This is a genomic window from Nonomuraea corallina (assembly GCF_027620315.1).
Lineage (GTDB): Bacteria > Actinomycetota > Actinomycetes > Streptosporangiales > Streptosporangiaceae > Nonomuraea > Nonomuraea corallina.
On the sequence record NZ_JAPNNL010000119.1, the window covers coordinates 1 to 22,852 of the forward strand.

At 73.5% G+C, this 22,852-nt stretch carries 21 protein-coding genes and 4 tRNA genes; 14 read left to right on the top strand and 11 right to left on the bottom strand.

Going from position 1 to position 22,852, the window contains the following annotated elements; translation table 11 throughout:
• Together OUY22_RS25065 and ligD are read left to right on the top strand one after the other, a co-directional pair.
• Positions 1–2,939, top strand: a 2,939-nt coding sequence (locus tag OUY22_RS25065; RefSeq protein ID WP_270157595.1) for an ATP-binding protein, incomplete at its 5' end; no start/stop codon positions are given.
• Positions 2,940–2,982: 43 nt separating this feature from the next.
• The gene (gene ligD, locus OUY22_RS25070; RefSeq protein WP_270157596.1) at positions 2,983–4,164 is read left to right on the top strand and encodes a non-homologous end-joining DNA ligase; all 1,182 of its coding nucleotides are present in this window, start codon (positions 2,983–2,985) and stop codon (positions 4,162–4,164) included.
• A gap of 70 nt (positions 4,165–4,234) precedes the next feature.
• On the opposite strand, the gene OUY22_RS25075 is transcribed toward ligD, so the two are convergent.
• The 4 genes from OUY22_RS25075 to OUY22_RS25090 form a co-directional block, all read right to left on the bottom strand.
• On the bottom strand, positions 4,235–5,650 hold the full coding sequence (locus OUY22_RS25075) for an NAD(P)/FAD-dependent oxidoreductase (protein WP_270157597.1): 1,416 nt from the start codon (positions 5,648–5,650) through the stop codon (positions 4,235–4,237).
• A 77-nt stretch (positions 5,651–5,727) separates the two neighbouring features.
• On the bottom strand, positions 5,728–6,303 hold the full coding sequence (locus OUY22_RS25080) for a helix-turn-helix domain-containing protein (protein WP_270157598.1): 576 nt from the start codon (positions 6,301–6,303) through the stop codon (positions 5,728–5,730).
• Between the two features lie 97 nt (positions 6,304–6,400).
• Positions 6,401–7,231, bottom strand: coding sequence for an SDR family oxidoreductase (locus OUY22_RS25085; protein WP_270157599.1), 831 nt, complete (start codon positions 7,229–7,231; stop codon positions 6,401–6,403).
• A gap of 28 nt (positions 7,232–7,259) precedes the next feature.
• Entirely contained in the window at positions 7,260–8,015 is a 756-nt protein-coding gene (locus OUY22_RS25090) for an IclR family transcriptional regulator (RefSeq protein ID WP_270157600.1), read from the bottom strand.
• Between the two features lie 80 nt (positions 8,016–8,095).
• Between OUY22_RS25090 and OUY22_RS25095 the strand changes: the two genes are divergently transcribed.
• From OUY22_RS25095 to OUY22_RS25120, 6 genes are read left to right on the top strand one after another with little or no spacing between them, the layout of a single operon-like run.
• Entirely contained in the window at positions 8,096–9,253 is a 1,158-nt protein-coding gene (locus OUY22_RS25095) for a 4-hydroxybenzoate 3-monooxygenase (protein WP_270157601.1), read from the top strand.
• A gap of 13 nt (positions 9,254–9,266) precedes the next feature.
• The gene (pcaH, locus tag OUY22_RS25100) at positions 9,267–9,932 is read left to right on the top strand and encodes a protocatechuate 3,4-dioxygenase subunit beta (protein ID WP_270157602.1); all 666 of its coding nucleotides are present in this window, start codon (positions 9,267–9,269) and stop codon (positions 9,930–9,932) included.
• Complete coding sequence (locus OUY22_RS25105; protein ID WP_270157603.1) at positions 9,932–10,429, top strand: dioxygenase family protein; 498 nt, start codon at positions 9,932–9,934, stop codon at positions 10,427–10,429. Before pcaH ends, OUY22_RS25105 begins: the two co-directional genes overlap by 1 nt.
• Positions 10,419–11,771: a 3-carboxy-cis,cis-muconate cycloisomerase gene (gene pcaB, locus OUY22_RS25110; RefSeq protein ID WP_270157604.1), complete on the top strand. Its 1,353-nt coding sequence runs from the start codon at positions 10,419–10,421 to the stop codon at positions 11,769–11,771. Before OUY22_RS25105 ends, pcaB begins: the two co-directional genes overlap by 11 nt.
• A complete protein-coding gene (gene pcaDC, locus OUY22_RS25115; RefSeq protein WP_270157605.1) occupies positions 11,768–12,901 on the top strand; it encodes a bifunctional 3-oxoadipate enol-lactonase/4-carboxymuconolactone decarboxylase PcaDC in 1,134 nt (377 codons plus the stop codon). The genes pcaB and pcaDC overlap by 4 nt, the downstream gene beginning before the upstream one ends.
• Positions 12,902–12,931: 30 nt before the next feature.
• Positions 12,932–13,243 carry a DUF6401 family natural product biosynthesis protein gene (locus tag OUY22_RS25120; RefSeq protein WP_270157606.1) on the top strand — a complete coding sequence of 104 codons (312 nt, stop codon included), beginning with the start codon at positions 12,932–12,934 and terminating at the stop codon, positions 13,241–13,243.
• A 209-nt stretch (positions 13,244–13,452) separates the two neighbouring features.
• Here OUY22_RS25120 and OUY22_RS25125 read toward each other — a convergent pair whose 3' ends face one another.
• The 7 genes from OUY22_RS25125 to OUY22_RS25155 form a co-directional block, all read right to left on the bottom strand.
• Entirely contained in the window at positions 13,453–14,268 is an 816-nt protein-coding gene (locus OUY22_RS25125; protein ID WP_408638197.1) for a mechanosensitive ion channel family protein, read from the bottom strand.
• A 206-nt stretch (positions 14,269–14,474) separates the two neighbouring features.
• Entirely contained in the window at positions 14,475–14,930 is a 456-nt protein-coding gene (locus OUY22_RS25130) for a hypothetical protein (protein ID WP_270157609.1), read from the bottom strand.
• 86 nt (positions 14,931–15,016) lie between these two features.
• Positions 15,017–15,088: transfer RNA gene (locus OUY22_RS25135), tRNA-Val, on the bottom strand.
• Positions 15,089–15,107: 19 nt separating this feature from the next.
• Positions 15,108–15,179 (bottom strand) — tRNA-Gly (locus tag OUY22_RS25140).
• Positions 15,180–15,229: 50 nt separating this feature from the next.
• Positions 15,230–15,300 (bottom strand) — tRNA-Cys (locus tag OUY22_RS25145).
• Positions 15,301–15,316: 16 nt separating this feature from the next.
• Positions 15,317–15,388 (bottom strand) — tRNA-Gly (locus OUY22_RS25150).
• An 86-nt stretch (positions 15,389–15,474) separates the two neighbouring features.
• Entirely contained in the window at positions 15,475–17,544 is a 2,070-nt protein-coding gene (locus OUY22_RS25155) for an N-acetylmuramoyl-L-alanine amidase (protein WP_270157611.1), read from the bottom strand.
• Between the two features lie 187 nt (positions 17,545–17,731).
• On the opposite strand from OUY22_RS25155, the gene OUY22_RS25160 reads away from it, so the two are divergent.
• The 6 genes from OUY22_RS25160 to OUY22_RS25185 all read left to right on the top strand — a co-directional run bounded on the left by OUY22_RS25160 (position 17,732) and on the right by OUY22_RS25185 (position 22,820).
• The gene (locus OUY22_RS25160; protein WP_270157612.1) at positions 17,732–18,007 is read left to right on the top strand and encodes a hypothetical protein; all 276 of its coding nucleotides are present in this window, start codon (positions 17,732–17,734) and stop codon (positions 18,005–18,007) included.
• Positions 18,008–18,016: 9 nt separating this feature from the next.
• A complete protein-coding gene (gene glmS / locus OUY22_RS25165; RefSeq protein ID WP_270157613.1) occupies positions 18,017–19,837 on the top strand; it encodes a glutamine--fructose-6-phosphate transaminase (isomerizing) in 1,821 nt (606 codons plus the stop codon).
• A 96-nt stretch (positions 19,838–19,933) separates the two neighbouring features.
• Positions 19,934–20,656 (top strand): SAM-dependent methyltransferase, encoded by a 723-nt coding sequence (locus OUY22_RS25170; protein ID WP_270157614.1) that lies wholly within the window; start codon positions 19,934–19,936, stop codon positions 20,654–20,656.
• Between the two features lie 75 nt (positions 20,657–20,731).
• Entirely contained in the window at positions 20,732–21,649 is a 918-nt protein-coding gene (locus OUY22_RS25175; protein WP_270157615.1) for a tripartite tricarboxylate transporter substrate-binding protein, read from the top strand.
• A gap of 243 nt (positions 21,650–21,892) precedes the next feature.
• A complete protein-coding gene (locus OUY22_RS25180) occupies positions 21,893–22,183 on the top strand; it encodes a hypothetical protein (RefSeq protein ID WP_270157616.1) in 291 nt (96 codons plus the stop codon).
• 316 nt (positions 22,184–22,499) lie between these two features.
• Positions 22,500–22,820, top strand: a complete 321-nt coding sequence (locus OUY22_RS25185) for a hypothetical protein (protein ID WP_270157617.1) — start codon at positions 22,500–22,502, stop codon at positions 22,818–22,820.
• Positions 22,821–22,852: the final 32 nt, after the last annotated feature.

Genomic DNA, 22,852 nt, shown 5'->3' on the forward strand with positions numbered 1-22,852 from the left:
CGGAGTTCCCCGGGCTGGCGTTCGCCAGGGCCGAGGCGGCGCGGCTGGCGGAGCTGCGCTCGGGCATGGTGGAGGACCGGCTCGCGGCCCGGCTGGAGCTGGGCGAGGCGAGCGTGCCGGAGCTGGAGGAGCTCGTGGCGGGCGACCCGTACCGGGAGCGGGCGTGGTCGCTGCTGGTGCTGGCCCTCTACCGGGCGGGGCGGCAGGCCGAGGCCCTGGCCGCGCTCCGCCGGGTACGCGCCCTGCTGTCGGACGAGCTGGGCATCGAACCGGGACCGGCGCTCAAGCGCCTGGAACAGGCCGTCCTGGCCCAGTCGCCCGAGCTGGAGACGCTTTCGGCGACCGGCGCGGGCCTCGCCCCCGGACCGGACGCCGCGCCGGAACCACGGGCTGCCGGCGGCCCCGGAGCGTCGTCCAGCGGTCCCGGACCGGCCTGGCCGCCGCCCCCGTCGTCGACGCCGGTCACCGCCGGGGTGCGGGGGGTCGCGCAGGGAGGGCGCGAGAGGCTGGTCGGGCGGGAGAGGGAGGTGCGGGCGCTGGAGGAGCGGCTCGCCGAGGCCAGGGCGGGGCGCGGCGGGCTGGTCGTGGTGAGCGGCGAGGCGGGCATCGGCAAGACGAGCCTGGCCCGCGCCGCCGCCGACCTCGCCGGGGCGCGCGGCTTCCGGGTCGCCTGGGGACGGTGCCCCGACAGCGGCGGCGCGCCCGCGTTCTGGCCCTGGCGGCAGGCGGGCATGCTCCCGGCCCGGCCGCCCGCCGAGCTGTTCGACCTGTACGACGACGTCCTGGCCCGGCTGCGTGAGACGCCGAGCCTGCTGGTGCTGGAGGATCTGCACTGGGCCGACGCCTCCTCGCTGCGCCTCCTGGAGTACGTCGCCGCCGAGCTGCCCCGTACCGCCACTCTGGCGATCGTCACGCTGCGGCCGGGCGAGCACCCCGAGCGGCTCCGCGAGACGCTGGGGGCGCTGTCGAGGGAAGGGCTGCGGCTGCCGCTGGGCCCGTTCGGCGCGGCGGAGGTGCGCGACTTCCTGGAGCTGCGGCAGGTGCGCGCCGACCCGGTGGCGCTGCTCGACCGGTCCGGGGGGAACCCGTTCTACCTGGAGGAGCTGCTGCGGCTGCCGGAGAGCGAGCGCGACCAGGTGCCGCCCGGCGCCCGCGACGTGATCGCCCGCCGCCTGGCCAGGCTGCCCGGCGTGACCCTTGACCTGCTGAAGGCCGCCGCGGTGGCGGGCCGCGAGGCGGACGCGGACCTGCTGTCCGCGCTCGCCGGGCGGCCGGTCGAGGACGTCATGACGGCGCTGGAGCCGGCGCTGGCCGCCAGGCTGGTCACCGAGGCGGCCTCGGGTTACCGGTTCTCGCACGCCCTGGTGCGGGAGGCGCTCGACGCCGGCCTCACCCGCCTGGAGCGCGCCCGGCTCCACCTGCGCGCCGCCGAGCACCTCGAGCGCGCGCCGGCGGCCGATCCCGGCGCCCGGCCGCAGGATCAGGCGCCGGGCGGGGATCTCGGCCGGCGGAGTCCGGGCCCCGATCCCGCGGTGCTCGCCGCGCACTTCGCCGCCGCGGCCCCGCTGGCGCCCGCGGGGAAGGCCGTCGCGTACGCGACCGAGGCCGCCCGTCAGGCCGCGGACCGGCACGGCTACCAGGAGGCCGTCGCGCTGTGGGAGCTGGCGCTGGCCCACCTGCCGCCGGGCGACTCGGCCGTCCGCTGCCGCACGCTCACCGGCCTGGGCCAGGCCCGGCGCGCCGTGGGCGACGCCGAGGGCGCCTTCCGGGACCTGGCCGAGGCCGTCGCCCAGGCGCAGCGGATCGGCGACCGGGCGGCGCTGGTGGCGGCGGTGTCCGCGTTCGGCGCCCCCTCGGTGTGGAACTGGCGGCCGTACGGGTTCGTCGACGACGACCTGGCCGACGTGCTGGAGAACCTGCTCGCCGGGCCGCTCGGCGACCACGACAGGGCGGCGCTGCTCGGCACGCTCGGCGTCGAGCTGCACTACGGGCCGCGCCGCGCCGAGGGGGAGCGGCGGGCCGCCGAGGCGGTCGAGCTGGCCCGCGCCACCGGCGACCCCGCCCTGCTCGCCAGGACGCTGAACAACTACCTGCTGGCCGCGTTCGTGCCCGGCCGCAACGACGAGCGGCTGCGCGCCGTCGAGGAACTGCTCGCCATCCCGTGCCTGCGCCGGGAGGACCGGCTGGTCGCCCGCGCCATCCGCCTGTCGTGCCTGCTCCGCGCCGGCGAGCTGGCCGAGTGGGAGCGCGAGCTGACACGCTGCGAGCAGCTCCTGCGCGAGCTGCGCAGGCCGGAGCTGGAGTCGATGGTACGGGTCGCGCAGACGGGCGGGCTGATGGCGCGCGCCCGCTGGGAGGAGGCCGAGTCGCTGCTGGAGCGCTTCCCCGCGCCCCGCTACGGGGCCAGCCTGTGGGGCCTGGACGCGCGCCGCCTGATCGCCCGCTACCTGTGCCGGAGCGCCAGGGGCGACGCCGCCGAACTGGTGGACGAGCTGGTCGCCGCCGCCGAGCCCGCGCTGATGGCGCCGGTGCGCCCCGTCGCGATCCTGGCCGCCCTGGAGGACGGCCGGGAGGGCCCGGCCCGTGAGCTGGTCGCGCGCTGGGGCGAGCCGCTGCGGGAGGACTGGTCGGCCGATTTCCTGTGGCCGGTGTGGGGCCTGGTCGCCGCCCGCCTCGGCACTCCCTCCCCGGACGACCTCTACGCCCGGCTGCTGCCGATCGCCGACCAGTTCGTCGTGCTGGGCTCGGGCAGCGCCGTCTGCGGCTCGGTCCGCGACGTGCTGGCCCAGCTCGCGCTTCGGCTCGGCCGTACGGAGGAGGCGGCGGAGCACGCCAGGGCCGCGATCGCCGGGCACGAGCGGCTGGGCCTGACGTACTGGGCCGGGCGCAGCCGTGACCAGTGGGAGGCGGCCATCCGGCGCGCCGCCACCGCGCGGTAACGGGTGCCCGGGGAATGTCGGGCTCCGCGCGTATCGTGACCACATGTCTGACATCGAGGTCGCAGGCCGCGAGGTCCACATCACCAACCCGGACAAGGTGGTGTTCCCGCGCGCCGGCCACACCAAGCTCGACCTGGTGCGCTACTACCAGGCCGTGGGGGAGGCGGCGCTGCGCGGCGTGCACGGGCGGCCGATGGTGCTCAAACGGTTCCCGCACGGGGTGGAGGAGGAGCCGTTCTTCCAGAAGCGCGCCCCGGCCAGGAGGCCCGGCTGGATCGAGGTGGCCGAGCTGAGATACCGGTCGGGGCTCAGCGCCGAGGAGGTCGTCTGCACCGACCTGGCCCAGCTCGCCTGGGTGGTCAACCTCGGCTGCGTCGACCTCAACCCGCACCCGGTGCGGGCCGACGACCTCGCCCATCCCGACGAGTTGCGCATCGACCTCGACCCGGTGCCCGGCGTGGGGTGGGACGACGTGCTGAGCACCGCCCAGGTGGCCCGCGAGGTGCTGACGGACCACGGGCTGACCGCCTGGCCCAAGACGTCCGGTTCGCGCGGCTTCCATGTCTACGCCCGCATCGAGCGGCGCTGGCCGTTCGCGCAGGTGCGCAAGGCGGCCGAGACCGTGGCCAGGGAGGTCGAGCGGCGCGCTCCCGGCCTGGCCACCAGCCGGTGGTGGAAGGAGGAGCGCCACGGCGTGTTCGTCGACTTCAACCAGAACGCCTACGACCGCACCGTCGCCTCCGCCTACTCCGTGCGCGCCGTCCCCGACGCCCGCGTCTCCACCCCGCTCACCTGGGACGAGGTGCCGGGCTGCCGGCCGGAGGAGTTCACCCTCGACACCGTGCCCGCCCGGCTGGCCCGGTCCGGCGACCCGTGGGAGGACATGGACCTGCACGCCGGCTCCCTCGACGGACTGCTCGCGCTGGCCGAGGAGCTCGGCCCGCCGCCCAAGGCGCCCAAGGGCACCGGCCGCAGGCGGCAGACCAGGCCCGTCATCGAGATCGCCAAGGCCGAGCACAAGGACGAGGCCCTGGCCGGGCTCGAACGCTGGAAGGCCCGCCACCCCGCCGTCGCCGCCCGGCTGGAGCCCGCCGACGTGCTGGTCGACGGCATGCGCGGGCGCAGCAGTGTGTGGTACAGGATCCGCGTCAACCTCCAGCACGTGCCCGAGGCGGAGCGCCCGCCGCAGGAGCCGCTGGAGGTCGACTACGACCCCTGGAGGTAGCGCCGGAGCCTCAGCGTCAGGAGGCTCAGCGTCAGGAGCCTCGGCGTCAGGAGCCTCGGCGATCGGAGCCTCAGCGGCCAGAGATCAGGTTGGCCAGGTGCGCGAACGGCGAGGTGGTGGTGCCGTGGTCGTTCTCGCGCCGGTCGGCGGCCCGATAGAGCGCGTAGATCAGCTGCACGCCGATCCACCGCAGCGGCTCCGGCTCCCACTGCCGCACCTGACGGCCCACCCACGGCAGCGCGGTCAGCTCGGTGTCGCGCCGCAGCACGAGGTCGCGCAGCGTGCGCCCGGCCAGGTTGGTGGTGGTGACGCCGCTGCCGACGTAGCCGCCCGCCCAGCCGAGCCCGGTCTCGTGGTCCAGGTGGACCGTCGAGCACCAGTCGCGCGGCACCCCGAGCACCCCGCACCACGCGTGCTGCACCCGCACGTCGGCGGTGGCCGGGAACAGCTTGACCAGCATCCGCCAGAGCGAGGCGACCGTCTGCGCCTGCGTCGCCCCCCACACGTCCGTACGCGAGCCGTACCTGTAGGGCACGCCCCGGCCGCCGATGGCGATCCGGTCGTCGGCGGTGCGCTGCGCGTAGATGTAGCCGTGCGCCTGGTCGCCGAGCAGTTCGCTGCCCGACCAGCCGATGTGCTTCCACATCTCGGCGGGCAGCGGCTCGGTGACGATCATGGAGCTGTTCATCGGCAGCCACTGCCGGTGCTGCCCGGCCAGGCTGGCGGTGAAGCCCTCGGTGGCGCGGATCACGTACTCGGCCGTGACCGTGCCGCGCGTGGTGACGGCCGAGGCCCGGCCGCCCTCGCGCGGGCGGATCTCGGTCACCGTGGTGCTCTCGAAGATGTCCACGCCCAGCGCCTCGGCCGCCCCGGCGAGCCCGACGGCCAGCTTGGCCGGCTGGATGCGGGCGCAGTGCGGCGAGTAGGCGCCCTCGATGGCGCCGGCGACGTTCAGCCGTTCGCGCATCTCGTCGCGGTCCATCAGCCGCATGTCGTCCTCGCCGTACCCCCAGGTGCGCAGGTCGGCCACCTCGGCGCGGAGCCGGCGGCGCTGCGCCGGGTTGGTGGCGACGTGGACCAGCCCGCCCTTGTGGATGTCGGCGTCGATGCCCTCCTCGCGGGTCACGTCGATCACCTCGTCCACCGCGCGGAACATGGCGTGCTGCAGATCGATCATCGCCTGGCGGCCGCGCGCCCTGGCGTGCCGCTTGCGCGACCCGGCGAACTCGGCCGACAGCCACCCCCCGTTGCGGCCGGACGCGCCGAACCCGGCGAACTCCTTCTCCAGCACGGCGATCCGCAGGTCGGGCTGGGCCTTCTTCAGGTAGTAGGCCGTCCACAGGCCGGTGTAGCCGCCCCCCACGATCGCCACGTCGTACGTGCGCGGCCCCGGCAGCGGAGCACGGCGCGCCGGCAGCCCTGCTTGCCGGTACCAGAACGAGACCCCGCCGTTCGCGAAGTCCCCCGTCAGCGGGATCCCTTTCACGTCAAAACGCCTCCATATCAGGCTAGTCGGGAAGAAGAAACAGAGTCGGAGACCCGTCGAGAAGGGTGGCGCGCTGCTCAGGCGGGTGTGGGCGGGCTGATCATCCAGATGACCTCGGCCGGCTCGTCGCCCTCGTTGGCCACGCGGTGCGGGATCGAGGTCCTGTACTCCACGCTGTCACCCGGCCCGAGCACCTGCGGGGAGGCCGAGCCGGTCGGGCCGAGCCAGACGGTGACCCGGCCGCGTAGCACGAGGAGGATCTCCTGGGACTCGCCGTGGGCGTACGGCTCGTCGCCGGTCGAGGTCCCGGGGTCGAGCTCTCCCGCGTAGACCTCCAGGTTCTGCAGGGGACGCTGGGAGATCAGGTACTTGCGGGTGCCGGGGGCGGTGCGTAACTCGGGACGGGCCGTACGGCGGAGCACCCGGTGCCCGAGCTCGTCCTCCTCGTTGAACAGGTCGGCCACGGTCAGCCCCAGCGCCGTGGCGATCCGCCTGAGCATGCCGATGCTGGCGCTGCTGTGGCCGCGTTCCAGCTGGCTGATGAAGCTAGGGCTCGCGTTCGCCTCGACGGCCAGTCCGCGCACGGTCATGCGGCGCATGTTCCGGTATGCCCGGATGCGCGCACCCAGGCGGGCGGTCTCTGGCTCCGTCATCGAACCCTCGGTCGGCGGTACTGAACAAGGTGTTCAGTGTAACGGTAAGGACCGTACAGGCCCGGAGAAACCCCAGCAAGACGGGCGCATGCCGAGGTCACGCCCGGGTCTGCCGCTGGTACCCCTCGTCGCCCCCGTACACCCGCTGATCCGGATCGCGCTCCGGCTGGGTGGCCGGACTCGTCGGCGACGCGGTGTGCTCCTCGGCGAAGTCGTCCGACGGCACCGGCGCCGGCATCAACCACTCCCGCCAGGAGAGCGTGCCCAGCGGCGCGTTCCTGACCAGCAGCCGGCCCGCCCGCTGCTGGGCCGTCGCCCTGCCGGGATAGCGCACACGCGGGCGGAGCCGGCGCAGCCCGTGCGCCTCCAGCCAGATCCCCACCAGCTCCGGGGTGCTCAGCACCTGGGGTCCCCCGTACGCGAGAGCGGTCTGCCGCGGCTCGCCCATCAGCAGACCGGCCAGGTAGGCGGCCACCTCGCGGGCGTCCACCGGCTGCCAGGGCACCGACGGGTCCACCGGCAGCACCGGCGACGCGGCGAGCTTCCGCAGCGCCCGGTCCAGCGCCTGGTGCAGGTGACCGTGGCGGAGCACGGTCCAGCGCAGGCCGCTGGTCCTGACGAGCCGCTCGGCGTCGGCCAGGCGCTCGCGCGCCCGCCCCGTCGTCGGCCCCGACACCCGCAGCACGTGCGGCACGCCCGCTCCGCACGAGGCCGCGACCGCCGCGCGGTCCGCCGGGTCCCGCCCCAGCAGCACGACGGCGTCGCAGCCGCGCACGGCGTCCTTCACCGCCTCGCCGGGCAGCCACCGGGCGTCCCCGCCGCCCCCCGGCGGCGGGCCCAGCGCGCGGACCTCGTGGCCCGCTTTGACCAGGGCGGGCACGACCGCTCCGCCCAGTGTCCCGCCCGCTCCCGTGACCAGAATGCGCATGGCGGGTTCCTACCCGTGACCTGCGGATTCAGGCGGTAGCGGCGTACGACTCGGCGATGCCCGCCGCGGCCGTGCGCAGGATGTCCACCAGCCGCGGCAGCTCACGGGCCCGCCGGGAGGAGAGCACGATGCCCAGAGCGGCGACGGCCCGGCCCTCCACGAGCACCGGGGCGGCGGCCGAGCAGGAGCCCAGGGTCATCTCCTCGTACGTGAGCGCGTACCCCTGGGCGCGGACCGCGGACAGCTCCCTGGCCAGCCGGCCCGGCTCGGTGATGGTGTGCGGCGTGGGCCGCTCCAGCTCCCGGGCCAGGTAGGCGCGGACGAACCAGTCGGGCTCGTGGGCCAGCAGCGCCTTGCCGACCCCGGTCGGGTGCATCGGCAGCCGCCCGCCCGCCCTGGACACGATCGGCACCGCCCGCCGCCCGTACACCTTGTCCACGTACAGCACCTCCAGGCCGTCGCGGACGGCCAGGTGGACGTTCTCGCCGGTGCCGGCGAACACCTCCTGCAGCCACGGGTGCGCCACGTCCTGCAGCCGGCCGGGCGCGAGCTGCCCCAGCTCCCACAGCCGCAGCCCCACGCTCAGCCGGCCGTCGGGGCCGCGGCCCAGCGCCTGCCACCGTTCCAGCTCGCCCACCAGCCGGTGAGCCGTCGTCAGCGGCACCCCGCTGCGCGCCGCCACCTCGGTCAGCGTCAGCCGCGGGTGCGCGGCGTCGAAGGCGCCCAGGATCGCCAGGACCTTGGACGTCACGCTCCTGCCCGGCTCCCGGGATCCGCCCGCCATGCGCCCATCCTGGCAGAGTTCTTCCGCTCAGTGGAAGCGCCCTCTCGATGCCCGGGGTGCGGAGGCAGGATGCTTTCGACATGCGGACTCAGGTAGGGATCATCGGAGCGGGGCCCGCGGGGCTGCTCCTGTCGCACCTGCTCCACCTGCGCGGCATCTCCTCGGTGGTGCTGGAGAGACGCAGCCGCGACCACGTCGAACGGCGGGTGCGCGCCGGGGTGCTGGAGCAGGGCACCGTGGACACGCTCGTCGCGGCGGGCGTCGGTGAGCGCATGCTGCGCGAGGGGCTGCCCCACCACGGCATCGAACTCCGGTACGGCGGCGCCGGCCACCGCATCCCGTTCGAGAAGCTGGTGCCCGGCCGGGCCATCACCGTGTACGGGCAGCAGGAGGTGGTCAAGGACCTCATCGCCGCCAGGCTGGAGGCGGGCGGCGACCTCCGCTTCGAGGTGGAGGACGTGGCGCTGCACGCGCTGGAGGACCGGCCCTACCTGACGTTCGGCGGGGAACGCCTCGACTGCGACGTGATCGCCGGCTGCGACGGCTTCCACGGCGTCTCCAGACCGGCGGTGCCCGAGGGCGTGCTCACCACGTACGAGCGCGAGTACCCGTTCGCCTGGCTCGGCATCCTCGCCCAGGTCGCGCCCTCGTCCGAGGAGCTCATCTACGCCCGAGGCGAGCGCGGCTTCGCCCTGCACAGCATGCGCTCGCCCACCCTCAGCCGCTTCTACCTCCAGGTGCCGCCGGACGCCGTGGCCGAGGACTGGCCGGACGGGCGCGTCTGGGACGAGCTGAAGGCCCGCCTGGAGACCGTGCCGGGCTTCACCCTGGCCACCGGCGAGATCGTGGAGAAGAGCGTCACGCCGATGCGCTCCTACGTGGTGGAGCCCATGCAGTACGGCCGGCTCTACCTGGCCGGGGACGCCGCCCACATCGTGCCGCCCACCGGCGCCAAGGGACTCAACCTGGCCGTCGCGGACGTGCGGGTGCTGACCGAGGCGCTGGCCGCGTACTTCCGCGACGGCTCGACCGGCCTGCTCGACGGCTACTCCGCCGCCTGCCTCAAGCGGGTCTGGCGGGCCCAGCACTTCTCCTGGTGGATGACGACGCTGCTGCACACCTTCGACTCCGACGACGCCTACGGGCGGCGGCTGCAGCTCTCCTACCTGGACTACGTGACCTCGTCCGAGGCGGCGGCGACCACCTTGGCGGAGAACTACGTCGGCTACGAATGGTGACAGAAGGACGGACATGCCCCATCCCCCTTACCTCTCTCCCGGCTACCGGAGCACCGTGCTGCGCGCCCCGTCGCAGCCGCCCGTGGCGTTCAAGGCCGACCCCGACGCCATCGAGCTGAGCAGCCCCGTCTTCGGGCACCAGGAGGTCGGCTCCCTGGACGCCGACCTGACCCGGCAGCACGAGGGCGAGCCGATCGGCGAGCGGATCATCGTCACCGGCCGCGTCCTGGACTCCGGCGGGCGCCCCGTCCGCGGCACCCTGGTCGAGGTCTGGCAGGCCAACGCGGCCGGCCGGTACGCGCACGCGGGCGACCAGCACCCGGCCCCGCTCGACCCGAACTTCACCGGCGCGGGCCGCTGCCTCACCGACGACGAGGGCCGCTACCGGTTCGTCACGATCAAGCCCGGCGCGTACCCGTGGCGCAACCACCCCAACGCCTGGCGGCCCGCCCACATCCACTTCTCGGTGTTCGGCACGGCCTTCACCCAGCGGCTGGTCACCCAGATGTACTTCCCCGGCGACCCGCTCATGCCGTTCGACCCGATCATGCAGTCCATCCCCGACGAGGCGGCCCGCCGGCGGCTCGTCTCCTCGTACGCGCACGACGTCACCGAGCCCGAGTGGGCCCTCGGCTACACCTTCGACGTCGTGCTCGGCCGTACCCCCGTGGAGTCCTGATGACCTTGCCCGTCACCCCCTCCCAGACCGTCGGCCCGTTCTTCGGCCACGCGCTGCCGTACCCGCGCGACTGGGAGCTCGTCCCGGAGGGGCGCCCGGGGGCGATCACGCTGACCGGCCGGGTCCTGGACGGCGCCGGCGAGCCCGTCCCCGACGCGCTGCTGGAACTCTGGCTCGGCCGCACCGGCGAGCGCGGCGTGCTGACCCGTGACGGCGAGGGCGTGTCGGGGTTCGGCCGCTGCGCCACCGACCCCGAGGGCCGCTACCGCTTCCGAACCGCGCGGCCCGACGGGCCGTACCTCTCTTTGCAGATCTTCGCCCGAGGACTGCTGCGCTCGGTCCTGACCCGGGTGTACCTGGAGGACCGGCCGGACCCGCTGCTGGACGGCCTCGACCCGGTCAGGCGTGCCACCCTCGTCGCGTCGGGGAAGGAGGACACCTACGAGTTCGACGTACGCCTGCAGGGCGAGGGGGAGACGGTTTTCCTTGACTTCTGACAACCCACCAGGAGATCCGCTCGACACCGGTCCGCTCCACACCGGTCCGCTCGACACCGGGCTGCTGGCGCCGGTGCGGGCGGGCGTCCGTGCCGAGCGGCTCACGTCCGACCAGGCCTGGGTACGGGCCATGCTGGACGCCGAGTCGGCGCTGGCCCGCGCCCAGGCTCGGGCCGGGCTGGTGCCGCGCCGGGCGGCCGAGGCGATCGCCCGCGCGGCGGATGACCTCGACGTGGACGTGGCCGCGCTGGCCCGCCGCGCCCGCCGCTCGGCCAACCCCGTCGTGCCGCTGGTGTCGGACCTGCGCGCGGCGGTGGGGGAGCCGGCGGCCGCGGACGTCCACCTGGGCGCCACCAGCCAGGACATCCTCGACACGGCCGCCATGCTGGTCGCCCGCCGCGCGACCGAGGTCATCCTGGAGGACCTCGACGGCGTCATGGACTCGCTGGCGCGGCTGGCCGAACGGCACCGCGACACGGTGATGGCCGCCCGCACCCTCGGCCAGCACGCGGTGCCCACCACCTTCGGGCTGAAGGCGGCGACCTGGCTGGCCGGCGTCCTGCGCGCCCGCGACCGCCTGGCGGCCGTGCCGCTGCCCGCCCAGCTAGGCGGCGCCGCTGGCACTCTGAGCGCCCTCACCGAGGCGGCCGCCACCTCCCCGGGAAGCGGCGAGGTCCCGAGGGAGGCGGCCGGACGGGCTCTGGCCGTCGTGGAGCTGTTCGCCGAGGAGACCGGCCTGGCCGTGCCGGAGATCCCGTGGCACGCCGAGCGTTCGGTCGTCGCCGAGCTGGGGGCGGCGCTGGCCGGGGTCGCGACAGCGCTCGGCAAGCCGGCCGCCGACGTCATCCTCCTGTCCCAGACGGAGGTGGGCGAGGTGGCCGAGGCGGCCCCCGGAGGCTCGTCGGCCATGCCGCACAAACGCAACCCGGCCCTGTCCGTGCTCGTCCGCGCCGCCTCGCTCCAGGTCCCCGGGCACGCGCGGGCGCTGGCCCAGGTCGGGGAGCATGAACGCGCGGCGGGCGCCTGGCAGGCCGAGTGGGGCCCGTTGCGCGAGTGCCTGCGCCTGACCGGCGGCGCCGCCGAGACCGCCGCGGAGCTGATGGCCGGCCTCCGGGTCTTCCCCGACCGGATGAGCGCCAACACCGGCCTCACCGGCGGCCGCCTCGTCTCCGAACGCCTGGCCGCCCACCTCGGCGCGGACGCGCTCACCGAGACGCTCCGGCGGGACGGCCCCCTGGAGGCCCCCGCCGCCCTGCTGGACCCCGCCGCGTACCTGGGCGCGGCCCCGGACCTCGTCGACCGTGTCCTGGCCGCGTACCGAGACAGACAAGGAACCCCGTGAAGCTGCATCATCGCGTCGACGGCCCCGCCTGCGGGCCGCTGCTCGTGCTCGGCCCGTCCCTGGGCACCACCCTGGACGTCTGGCAGCCCCAGCTGCCCGCGCTGACCGAGCGCTGGCGGGTGCTCCGCTACGACCTGCCGGGGCACGGCGGCTCGCCCGCGGCCGGCGGGTTCACGCTCGACGACCTGGCCCAGGCCGTGCTCGGCCTGGTCGACGAGGCGCACTTCGCCGTCGGCGGCATCTCGGTCGGCGGCGCGGTCGCCGCGACCGTCGCGCTCAAGGCCCCCGAGCGGGTCCGGAGCCTGGTCATGTGCTGCTCGTCGGCCCGGTTCGGCGAGCCGGGGCCGTGGCTGGAGCGGGCGGCCTCGGTACGGGCCGAGGGCGTGCGGTCGCTGGCTCCGACGCTGGCCTCGCGCTGGTTCACCGAGGGGTACGACGGGAGCTGGGTCGTCGACCGGCTCGACCAGGTGGACGACGAGTCCTACGCCGCGTGCTGCGAGGCGCTGGCCGGGTTCGACCTGCGGGCCAGGCTGCCGGAGATCGCCGCGCCCACGCTGGTCGTCGCGGGGACCGAGGATCCGGCGACGCCTCTGGAACACGCGCTCACCCTGGCCACCGGCATCCCCGGGGCCCTGCTCGCCACCGTCCCGGGCGCCTCCCACCTGGCCGGCGTCGAGCGTCCCGGCCCGGTGACCGCCGCGATGCTGCGGCACCTGTCCGGCACCTGGCCGGCGGGCGCGGGCAAGCCGGCGGGCACGAGCCGGGCCGACGGGATGCGGACCCGGCGCGAGGTGCTCGGCGGCGCGCACGTCGACCGGGCCAACGCCGGCGCCACCGACTTCACCCGCGACTTCCAGGACTTCATCACCCGCTACGCCTGGGACGAGATCTGGAACCGGCCGGGCCTCGACCGGCGCTCCCGCAGCCTGGTCACGCTCACCGCCCTGGTGGCGCGGGGGCACCTGGAGGAACTCGGCATGCACGTACGGGCGGCGCTGCGCAACGGGCTCACCCGCGACGAGATCAAGGAGGTGCTGCTGCAGACCGCCGTCTACTGCGGGGTCCCGGCGGCGAACTCGGCCTTCGCGGTGGCGCAGCGTGCCCTTGCTGACCTTGACGCCGAAGAGTAAAGGGGTTTTGTGGTGGATTAGAGTTTAATGGTGGATTTCGAGGATGGGTGGGCGACTGCGCCCCTGCAGTGGGTGATGAGCACGCTCGGCCGGGGCCAGTTCGCCAGAATGGGCGCCGATCCCGGGCTGGTGGCGGCGGTGGACCAGCATGTGGCGGTCCTGCGGGACACGATCCCCGTCGACCCGGAGGCTCTGGGCGACTACGTGCTGGGCTTCGTGGACGTGCTGCGGGAACGGGACTGGACCTTCCACGGCCCGCACGACCCGCCCGCGCTCCGGCTCACGGCCGCGTGCTGGCTCGCCCGCGAGCACGGCTTCCTCACCGGCGACCTCCCCGCCTGACCCAGCCGATCCACCCGCCCCGCGCGTCCAGGCGTCCGGGGCGTCCGGGGCGTCCGGGGCGTCCGGGGCGTCCTCCCCGCATCCCCATGCGCCGGCGTGTCCTCGCGCGCCCCGCGCGTCCTTCGCGGTTCCGCGGTGGGTTGACGCCTGCGGAGAGGGCGGCCGGGCCGGGTGGCTCGGCCGCCCCCGGTTCCCGGAGGGCGGGCCTGTCAGGGCTCGCGGATGTCCGGCCGGGTGGAGCCGACCGTCCCGGTGCCCGTCGACGGCGTGATCCGCTGCTCGGACGTGCCGCGCTGGGCCATCTCCTCCTGCGTCATGCCCTGGGCGTGCGCGCGGCCGCGCTGGTACGCCTCCGCATGGGCCCTGGCGTGGGGCGCCTCCTCCTCGATCCGGTCGAGCCAGCGCTCCCACCGTTGCTGCATGGGCCGCACCAGCCCGCCGCCGATCCCGATGGCCGCGATCGCGCCGATCGTGGCGAGCGCCGCGATGAGGACCGGGATGGTGACCGCCGTCGCCACGCCGATCTGGTTGAGCGCGGCGATGATGCCCAGCGCCCAGATGAAGATCTCGGCGACCACGGCCAGGAACCGGCCGTACGACAGCCCGCCGAGGGCCCCTCTGACGATGTCGCCGACCGCCCTGGCGATGGCCCCCGTCACCACGATGATCACGATGGCCACGATCGCCAGCGGTAGCCACGCCACCACTGCCGTCAGCAGCGCCGAGATCGGGTTCGGCCCGAACACGCTGAACGCGATCTGCAGGGTGACCAGGATGATCGCATAGAAGACGATCCTGGCCAGCAGGCTGCTCGCGTTGTACCGGCTGCGCTCCAGCCACCGCTGCACGCCGCTGCGCTCTACCGCCCGCTCGAAGCCGACGCGCTCCAGGACCTTGTCGACGATCTTCTCCAGGATCTTGGCCACGAACCAGCCGATGACGAGTATGACCAGGAACGCGATCAGCCTGGGAACGAACGTCGCGATCATTCGCCAGGCATCGGATAGGCCCTGGCCTATGTTGATGTCCACGGTTTCCCCCTCCGAGGAGCTAATGTCAGCGCGCTACCCGCTCAGAGGACCCTTATGCACACAGGGTGACTGAATCTGCCCAAAACTGGGCTTATGGTAAACGGAGCGTAACCATCACGCATAGCCCGCTTCAAACGTCGCCCGCCGGCTCGACATCGACCACGATCACCTTCTCCAGGCGATAGGCGTCGAGATCGGGATCATGCCAGGACTCGCCCGCCCTGATCGCGTGGAACCTGAAGGTGGCCCCCGGTCTCGTTCGCGCTCAGGATGCAGCGCACGGGAACGGGAGGGCTGAGCGCGCGGACCAGTCGCGCGACCTCCATGGCGGCGGCGAGCCCCTGGCGCAGAAGGACGCGTTGCTCCCCTTCGCCGATCACCGGCGCGTCGTCGACCACGGCGGAGTCGACCGGCACGAAGTCCTCCAGATGGAACGAACTGTGCCGGCACTCCCAGCCGGTGAGATCGTGGGACGGGGCCGTCTCATGGGCGCCCCGCGCGGACCGGGCCCAGGTGAGCACCCTGCCGTGACGGACGATGCCCTGCCCGACGAACGCGCGCAGACGAGGGGCGAGACCGCCCGGAGGATCGAACCCGCCGGAGCCGCTCAGCGGGACGAGGTGGGCGGCGGCGTCGTTCATGCGCACGGTGATCACAGGATTCATGATGCTGGGATCAAGGGCCCGGAACGACAGAAAACCCCGGATCCTGGCATCAGCCGGAATCCGGGGCTCGGTGACGGTGGACGATACTGGGATTGAACCAGTGACCTCTTCCGTGTCAGGGAAGCGCTCTCCCGCTGAGCTAATCGTCCGTATTGAGTTGTCACTCAGAGCGGAAGACGGGATTCGAACCCGCGACCCTCACCTTGGCAAGGTGATGCTCTACCCCTGAGCCACTTCCGCATGGCGTTGCTCTACCTTAGCGGATCCAGGAGGATCCACAGAACGCGCCGAGGTGGAGACGGGATTTGAACCCGTGTAGACGGCTTTGCAGGCCGCTGCCTCGCCTCTCGGCCACTCCACCAGGAGTTGGAACTCCGAGCGGAAGACGGGATTCGAACCCGCGACCCTCACCTTGGCAAGGTGATGCTCTACCCCTGAGCCACTTCCGCGTGTCTCCGGCACCGGCCGGTTACGAGGAAAACCATATCGCCTTCCCGGAGTGCCTGTGCGCATGGAACGGCTCTCCGGGCGAAATTCAGCGGATCAGACGGACGTCCTCCGCCTTGACGAACGCCACCCGGTGGCCGAGCTGGATCTGGTGGTAGCGCCGGCGGCCCGTGACCGTGACGTGTCGCGCGGGCCGGTACGCGGCCGAGAGATAGGACCCGGTCAGCGTGCCGCCGACCGTGTACGCCTGGCCGGGGCCGATCCGGTACGGGAGCGCGACGTGGCGCTGGTAGGCGACGCCCGTGCCCCGGTAGGCGGCCTTCTCCGGGTACGCGCGCCCGTACACCGGGACGCCCGTCCTGCGCGGCACCACGACGGGGTTGCGGGCGCGGACGGCGGTCGGGCGCTCGTACGGGTCGTGGAACCAGGCGCGGCGGCCGAGATACCAGATGGCCGTCCAGCCGGCGTGCCGCCCGGCGACCGCGAACCGCTGTCCGGCGGAGGCGCGGGCGCTGTGGTCGTGGACGCTGTACGTGCTGGGCCGGCCGACGCGCTTGCCGATGTCGTCCACCAGCGGCGCGTCATGACGCGGCGCCGTGCGCAGCCACACCGTCGACGCGCCCCGCGGCGGGCACGGGCGCGCCGGTCTGCCGCGCTCGCACCCCGTGAAGCGCGGCCGGTGCTCGTCGTACTCAGGAAGAATCACCACCACCCGCCCGCGTCCCTCCTGCTTCCGTCCGGCCTCGTGACTCACGGGGCGGTCGTGCACGGAACGGCCGCGTGTGGGGCGGCCGGGTGCGGAGGTGGCACGGGACGGGCCTCCGGGCGTGGGACCGGTGTGGCCGGGCCGGGAGGCCAGCCGCAGGGGCGGGCGCTCGTCCTGGTCTCCGGCGCGTCTGTCGCGTGGCTCCAAAGGGGCGCCCAGGAGGTCGAAGTAGTGGGCCCAGTCCCAGTACGGGCCGGGGTCCTCGTGCATGGCGGGCAGCGTGTCAGGGGTGGCGCCGGGGACGTTGTCGTGGCCGAGGACGTGCGCCCGGTCGAGCGGGATGTCGTGCTCGGCGGCCAGGTGGCGGACCAGCCGGGCCGACGCGCGGTACATCGCCTCGGTGTACCAGGTGCCGCCCGCGGCCAGGTAGCCCTCGTGCTCGATGCCGATGGAACGGGCGTTGACGTCCCAGTTGCCGGCGTGCCAGGCGACGTCGCGGGTCCTCAGGTGCTGGGTGACGTGCCCGTCGCGGGAGCGGATCGTGTAGTGCCAGCTCACGTACTCGGGGTCGCGGATCAGGCGGGGGATGCCCCGGAAGGGGCCCTCGGTGTCGTGGATGACGATGTAGTCGACGCGGCGGGGACGTCCGAGGCGGTCGTGGTTGCCGTAGTCGTCGCCGCCGGTCCTGGCGTACGCGGCGGGCAGCCACCGGCAGGCCGCCTTCCGCGGGCACTCCGTCCCGTTCGAGGGCTTGGCGGCGCGGCCGGGGGAGCGGAGCCCGGGGTGGGCGGTCAGCCGGACCACCGAGCCGTCGTCCGCGCGGCGGACCGCGCCGGCGCGGATCACCCGCAGGACTTCGTCGGCGAACGCGCGCGAGCCCCCGTACCGGGCGACGGCGCCGTGCCAGCGGCCGGGGTCGGCGCTCGGGGCGCCCCGGTAGGAGGCGAGGAGTGCGGCGCCGCCCCGGATGTTGGCGGCGGGCTCGCGACGGAGCCGCCCGGCGCCGATCCCGGTCAGCCGCGCGGCCTCGTCCAGAGTGGCTCCCCGCGGCGCGCCTCCCAGCCGACCAGAGGCGGCAGCATCACCGGGGGCGTGGCTGTGACCGTGGCTGTGACCGTGGGTGTGGGCGCGGGCGTGGGCGCGGGCGTGGCCGGAGGTGGCGGTGCGTGGGATCACGCCGTCCGTCCGGCCGCCGGAGCGGGGCGCGGAGGCCGGGGCGAGTGACGGGGCGAGTGACGGGTCGAGTGACGGGTCGAGCAGGTGCATCGGGCCGAAGCCGCCCGCCGTGGACGGCTCGCCCGGGTGGGCGTCCCAGCGGGACTGCAGGTAGGACACGCCCAGCAGCACGCTGACCGGCACCCCGTACTGCCGGGCCGCCGAGGCGAAGTCGTCCTGGCGCCCTTCCGGCTGGCCGGCCAGCACCAAGGCGGCGACGGCGACCTGCAGCAGCATGACGAGACCTCCACGCGGTGGTACGGAACGAGCACGGGTCGTGACCGTTCCCAGGGGAACACGACATCGGCCGTAGGCCGCCCGGCACGCCGTATGGGAGAAGCAGGGTGACCAATAGAGCTAATTTCTGCCCGATATCGGGCAGGATGTTGGCGTGTCTCGTTCCATCTGCGTAATGTCCTCGTCTGTGTCTACGGCGCGGCATCCCTACGAGGACCTCATCGTTCACCTCACCCGGACGAGCCCGCTCGGGGCCGGTGAGGCGGCACGCGTGGTGGCCGACGTGCTCGCGTACTTCTCGGAGTCGGCGGAGGAGTTCGTGCGCCGCCGTCACGGGGAGTTGAAGGCGCGCGGTCTGACCAACGACGAGATCTTTCCCAGGGTCGCCGCCGAGCTCCGGGGCCGCCGGGTGGCGGCCCCGGAGTTGTCGCTGCGTCAGCTGCGCCGGATCGTCTACGGATAGGAGACTCGGATGTGCGGAATCGTCGCGTACGTGGGGCCGAAGGACGCGGCTCCGATCCTGCTCGAAGGGCTTCAGCGGCTGGAGTACCGCGGCTATGACTCGGCCGGGATCGTGATCTCCAGCAAGGGGCTCAAGGTCCGCAAGGTCAAGGGCAGGGTCGCCGACCTGGCCAAGGTGGTGCCGGCCAGGTTCAAGGGCGCCCTGGGCATCGGTCACACCCGGTGGGCCACGCACGGCGCGCCCAGCGACGTGAACGCGCATCCGCACCTGTCGGCGGACGAGCGCATCGCGGTGGTGCACAACGGCATCATCGAGAACGCCGACGAGCTGCGGGCCAAGCTGGTCGCCGACGGCGTGGAGTTCCGCTCCGACACCGACACCGAGGTGCTCGCCCATCTGATCGCCCGCGCCGCCGACGAGAACGACTCCCTGGAGGAGGCCGTACGCAAGTCGCTCAAAAGCATCGTGGGCACGTACGGGATCGCGGTGATCGACGCCGAGCGGCCGGGTGAGGTGGTCGTGGCCCGCAACGGCAGCCCGATCGTGCTCGGCATCGGCGAGAAGGAGATGTTCGCCGCCTCCGACGTGGCCGCGCTCATCCGCTACACCCGCCAGGTGGTCCACCTGGAGGACGGCGAGCTGGCCGTGCTGCGCGCCGACGGGTTCCACACCTTCGCCAGCGACGCCCGCGAGACGGCCAAGGAGCCGCTGACCGTCGACTGGGACGCCGGCCACTACGACACCGGCGGCTACGAGCACTACCTGCTCAAGGAGATCTCCGAGCAGCCCGAGACCACGGCCCGCACGATGAGCGGCCGGCTGGACGAGCGGTTCAACGTGGCCCATCTGGGCGGGCTCAACATGGACGCCCGCGAGACGCGTTCGTTCCGCCGGGTGAAGGTCATCGGCTGCGGCTCGGCGTACTACTCCGGTCAGATCGGCGCGCAGCTCATCGAGGAGCTGGCCCGCATCCCGGCCGACGCCGAGCCGGCCAGCGAGTTCCGCTACCGCAATCCCGTGGTCGAGCAGGACACGCTCTACATCGCCATCAGCCAGTCCGGCGAGACCTACGACACGCTCGCCGCGGTGCAGGAGCTCAAGCGCAAGGGCGGCCGGGTCATCGGCATCGTCAACGCGGTCGGCAGCGCCATCGCCCGTGAGGTCGACGGCGGCGTCTACCTGCACGCCGGCCCGGAGGTGTCGGTGGCCTCGACCAAGGCGTTCACCTCGACGGCGGTGGCGTTCGCGCTGCTGGCGCTGCATCTGGGCCGGGTGCGCGACCTGTCGCCCGCCGACGGCCGACGCATCTGTGAGGGCCTGCGCAGGCTGCCCGACCAGATCGGGGAGATCCTCGCGCAGGGCGACAAGATCGCCGAGCTGGCGCAGAAGTACGCCAAGCACGCGAGCATGATGTTCGTCGGCCGGGTCCGCGGCTATCCGGTGGCCCGCGAGGGCGCGCAGAAGCTCAAGGAGATCTCGTACGTGCACGCCGAGGCCTACCCGGCCAGCGAGCTCAAGCACGGCCCGCTCGCGCTGATCGGCCCGGACATGCCGACGGTGGCGATCGTGCCCGACGACGAGCTGCTGGACAAGAATCTCACCACGCTCGGGGAGATCCGCGCCCGGGGCGGCAGCGTGCTGATGGTCGGCCACCGCGAGCCGGACCTCAAGCTGGCCGAGGACTGCATCGTGGTGCCCAAGAACGAGATCGAGCTGGACCCGATCCTGCTCACGATCCCGCTCCAGCTGTTCGCCTACCACGCGGCGGTGGCGCTCGGCAGGGACGTGGACAAGCCGCGCAACCTGGCCAAGAGTGTCACGGTGGAATAACGGCAAGAGCGGGTTAGTAATCCCTTACCGTTCGGCTGGGTCATAGTCGGAATCCGGCCGGTGTCGCCCCGGGGGAGGAGCGCCTAGGGTCAAAGTGTGCCCCAGTTAGACCCCGACACTCCCAATCTTGCCCGGATGTACGACTACCTGCTCGGCGGCAAGGACAACTTCGCGGTCGACCGCGAGGCCCTGGACCGGTTGGCGGATCTGATACCGGAGGCGGTGCCGCTGGCGCGGGCCGCCAGGGGATTCCTCCAGCGCGCGGTCCGCTACGCCGCCGCGCAGGGCGTCACCCAGTTCCTGGACGTGGGCAGCGGCCTGCCCACCCAGGGCAACGTGCACGAGGTGGTCCCGCACGCCCGGGTCGTCTACGTCGACCACGACCCGGTGGTGGCGGCGCACGGACGCGCGCTGCTGGGGGAGCGGGCCAGCGCGGTCTTCGTGGAGGCCGACCTGCTGGACCCCGCCCGGATGCTGGACGACGCCGCCCGCCATCTCGACCCGGAGCTGCCGGTCGGAGTGCTGCTGGTGTCGGTGCTGCACCTCGTGCCCGACAGCATGGACCCGCACGCCGTGGTCGCCGGGCTGCGCGAGGCGCTGGCCCCGGGCAGCCATCTGGCGATCGCGCACGCCACCTCGTCGGGTGACACCCCGGCGGGGGGCACCGGCCGGTCCCCGGAGGAGATCCAGGCGTTCTTCGGCGACTTCGTCATGGTCGAGCCCGGTCTGGTGCAGGCCCACGAGTGGCGGCCCGACCGGCCGCGGCTGGTGGGCGGCAGCCGGTTGCCACTGCTGGCCGGGATGGCCTGGAAGCCTTAGCAGGTGATATCCGGCATGTGTAACTCTGCGTGATCTGTCAATAACCTGAAGTGGACACTTCGGGGGAGGCGGGTCATGCGGCGCAGGCGGTTCCTGGCGGCGGGCCTGGGCGTGGCCGCCTGCGTCGCCGGCTGCGGCGACCGGTCCGCGGTCCGCGTCGCCGGCGCGTACGAGATCCATGCCGCCGGCGAGCAGTGGGTGCGCGTCGCCGAGGCGTTCACCCGGACGGCCCGCGGGGCCGGCTACCCGGTCGGCGGGGCCGGGCCGGTCAGCACGCTCACTCTCATCGGGCTGCCCGCGCTGGCCGCCGCCGAGCTGAACGCCGCCGAGTCGCCCCTGCACGGCGTCACCCCGCTCGCCCGGCTGGCCGGCGAGGTCGAGGTGGTGCTGGTGGCGCAGAACTCCCGCTTCACCGCCTTCGACGCCTTCGGCGCCCGCCTGCGGGCCGACCCCGCGGGCACGCCGCTGGCCGGCGGGCCGCAGGGCACCCCCGACCACCTGCTGTTCGGGCTCATCGCCCAGGGGCTCGGCGCCGACACCCGGCAGGTGAACTACACCGGCTACCCCGGCGCCGACGAGGCGGCCGGGGCGCTGCTCGCCGGGCGCGCCGACGCCGCGACGGGCCCGCTGGCGGGCTGGCGTCCGTACATCGACCGGGGCTGGGTCCGGGTGCTGGCCGTCTCCTGCGCCGACCGCTTCCCCGGTCTGGACGCGCCCAGCCTGCTGGAGTCCGGGGTCCGGGTGGACTTCGCGAACTGGTGCGCCGCCGTCGGCCCCGGCGACATGCCGGCGGCGGCCAGGGACGCGGCCGTCGGCATGTGCGAGGAGGTGGCCGGCTCACCCGGCTGGCGGCAGGCCTGCCGGGAGGGCGGCTGGACGCCGATCCCGCTGGGGGGTGACCGCTTCGCCGCCTGGGCCGCCTCGGAAACCCGCCGCACCAGGGCCGTGCTCCGCGACCTCGGCCTCCTCGGAAGCGGCAAGGGCACCACGTGACGGGGCGCGATCAGCCGCTGTGACCAGCCCGTCCGGGGCGCGGAGGAGTCGCCGGGCAGCACGGCGGGGGTTGTCGGCGCCATGGCAGATCTTGTGGTCCGAAGGGCCCCAGCGCTGTCGGGTCTTGCCGACGATCATGCATTGTGACGGCGCGCCTGATCTCGTAGCTTGGTCCGCGGCATCCACGCGATCTACCTCTTGGGGGCAGTAACTATGAAAATCCGCTCATCTCGTCTGGCCAGCTTGCTGGTGGCGGGTGCCGCCGCCTCGGCCGTGCTCGGGTTCTCGAACCCCGCCCAGGCCATTCCGTCCAGCTGCAGCTTCGACTTCCACAACACCACCCTGTCGAGCTACGCCACCTGCAGCGTGGGCACCGGCCAGTTCCGGGCCGTACTCTGGTGCGACATCCCGTGGGGGTTCGACAAGGCCGTGTACGGCCGCTGGCTGAACGTCACCGTCCCGCCCAGCTTGAGCTTCGCGACCTGCCCCGCGGACGCGCGCAAGGGCTACAGCCCGAACGTCGAACGCCGGTGATCACGGCATCGGCCCGCGTCACGCCGGCCGGAGCTTCATGATCTCGGCTCGCGGCGACGGGGTCACCCGCCGCCGCGAGCCGCCCGGGATCCTCTCGAAGCGGCGGGATGTCGCAGATCGTGAGGGTGGGAGAGCGGCCTTTCCGGGCGGGGAGTGCCGTCTGAGGCACGGTGAGGACTCGGGGCACCATGGCAAAGATTGCAAGGGGCGCACGTCGGTTGTGTCGATCTTTGCCAACGGTTGAACATTGTGGCGAGAACCTTGATCCCATACCTTGGTCGACGGCATTTCCGATCTACCTCCGGGGGAAGTCATCATGAAGTTCCGCTCGCCCCGCCTGGTGAACGTCCTCGTGGCGGGCGCCGCCACCACGGCGGTCCTGGGTTTCTCCAACCCCGCCCAGGCCATTCCGTCGTCGTGCAGTTTCGGCTTCCACAACACCAACATGTCGAGCTACGCCTCCTGCAGCTCGGGCACCGGCAGGTTCCGGGCCACGCTCAAGTGCGACATCCCCTGGGACATCGACCGCGTCGTGCGCGGCCACTGGCTGGGCGTCACCGTGCCGCCCAGCAACAGCATCGCGACCTGCCCCTCCAACGCGCGTAAGGGCTACAACCCGGGCATCGAGCGGGAATGACGATCGGGGGTCCGGCCCGCTCGACGCCGGCC

Excerpts from the sequence above, each read along its gene's own strand:
- glmS (WP_270157613.1), top strand. The coding sequence starts at position 18,017 with ATGTGCGGAATCGTCGCGTACGTGGGGCCGAAGGACGCGGCTCCGATC.
- OUY22_RS25085 (WP_270157599.1), bottom strand. The coding sequence starts at position 7,231 with ATGCGCATTCTGGTCACGGGAGCGGGCGGGACACTGGGCGGAGCGGTC.
- pcaH (WP_270157602.1), top strand. The coding sequence starts at position 9,267 with ATGCCCCATCCCCCTTACCTCTCTCCCGGCTACCGGAGCACCGTGCTG.
- OUY22_RS25175 (WP_270157615.1), top strand. The coding sequence starts at position 20,732 with ATGCGGCGCAGGCGGTTCCTGGCGGCGGGCCTGGGCGTGGCCGCCTGC.
- OUY22_RS25155 (WP_270157611.1), bottom strand. The coding sequence starts at position 17,544 with ATGCTGCTGCAGGTCGCCGTCGCCGCCTTGGTGCTGGCCGGCCAGCCG.
- OUY22_RS25095 (WP_270157601.1), top strand. The coding sequence starts at position 8,096 with ATGCGGACTCAGGTAGGGATCATCGGAGCGGGGCCCGCGGGGCTGCTC.
- OUY22_RS25080 (WP_270157598.1), bottom strand. The coding sequence starts at position 6,303 with ATGACGGAGCCAGAGACCGCCCGCCTGGGTGCGCGCATCCGGGCATAC.
- OUY22_RS25185 (WP_270157617.1), top strand. The coding sequence starts at position 22,500 with ATGAAGTTCCGCTCGCCCCGCCTGGTGAACGTCCTCGTGGCGGGCGCC.
- ligD (WP_270157596.1), top strand. The coding sequence starts at position 2,983 with ATGTCTGACATCGAGGTCGCAGGCCGCGAGGTCCACATCACCAACCCG.
- OUY22_RS25105 (WP_270157603.1), top strand. The coding sequence starts at position 9,932 with ATGACCTTGCCCGTCACCCCCTCCCAGACCGTCGGCCCGTTCTTCGGC.
- OUY22_RS25090 (WP_270157600.1), bottom strand. The coding sequence starts at position 8,015 with ATGGCGGGCGGATCCCGGGAGCCGGGCAGGAGCGTGACGTCCAAGGTC.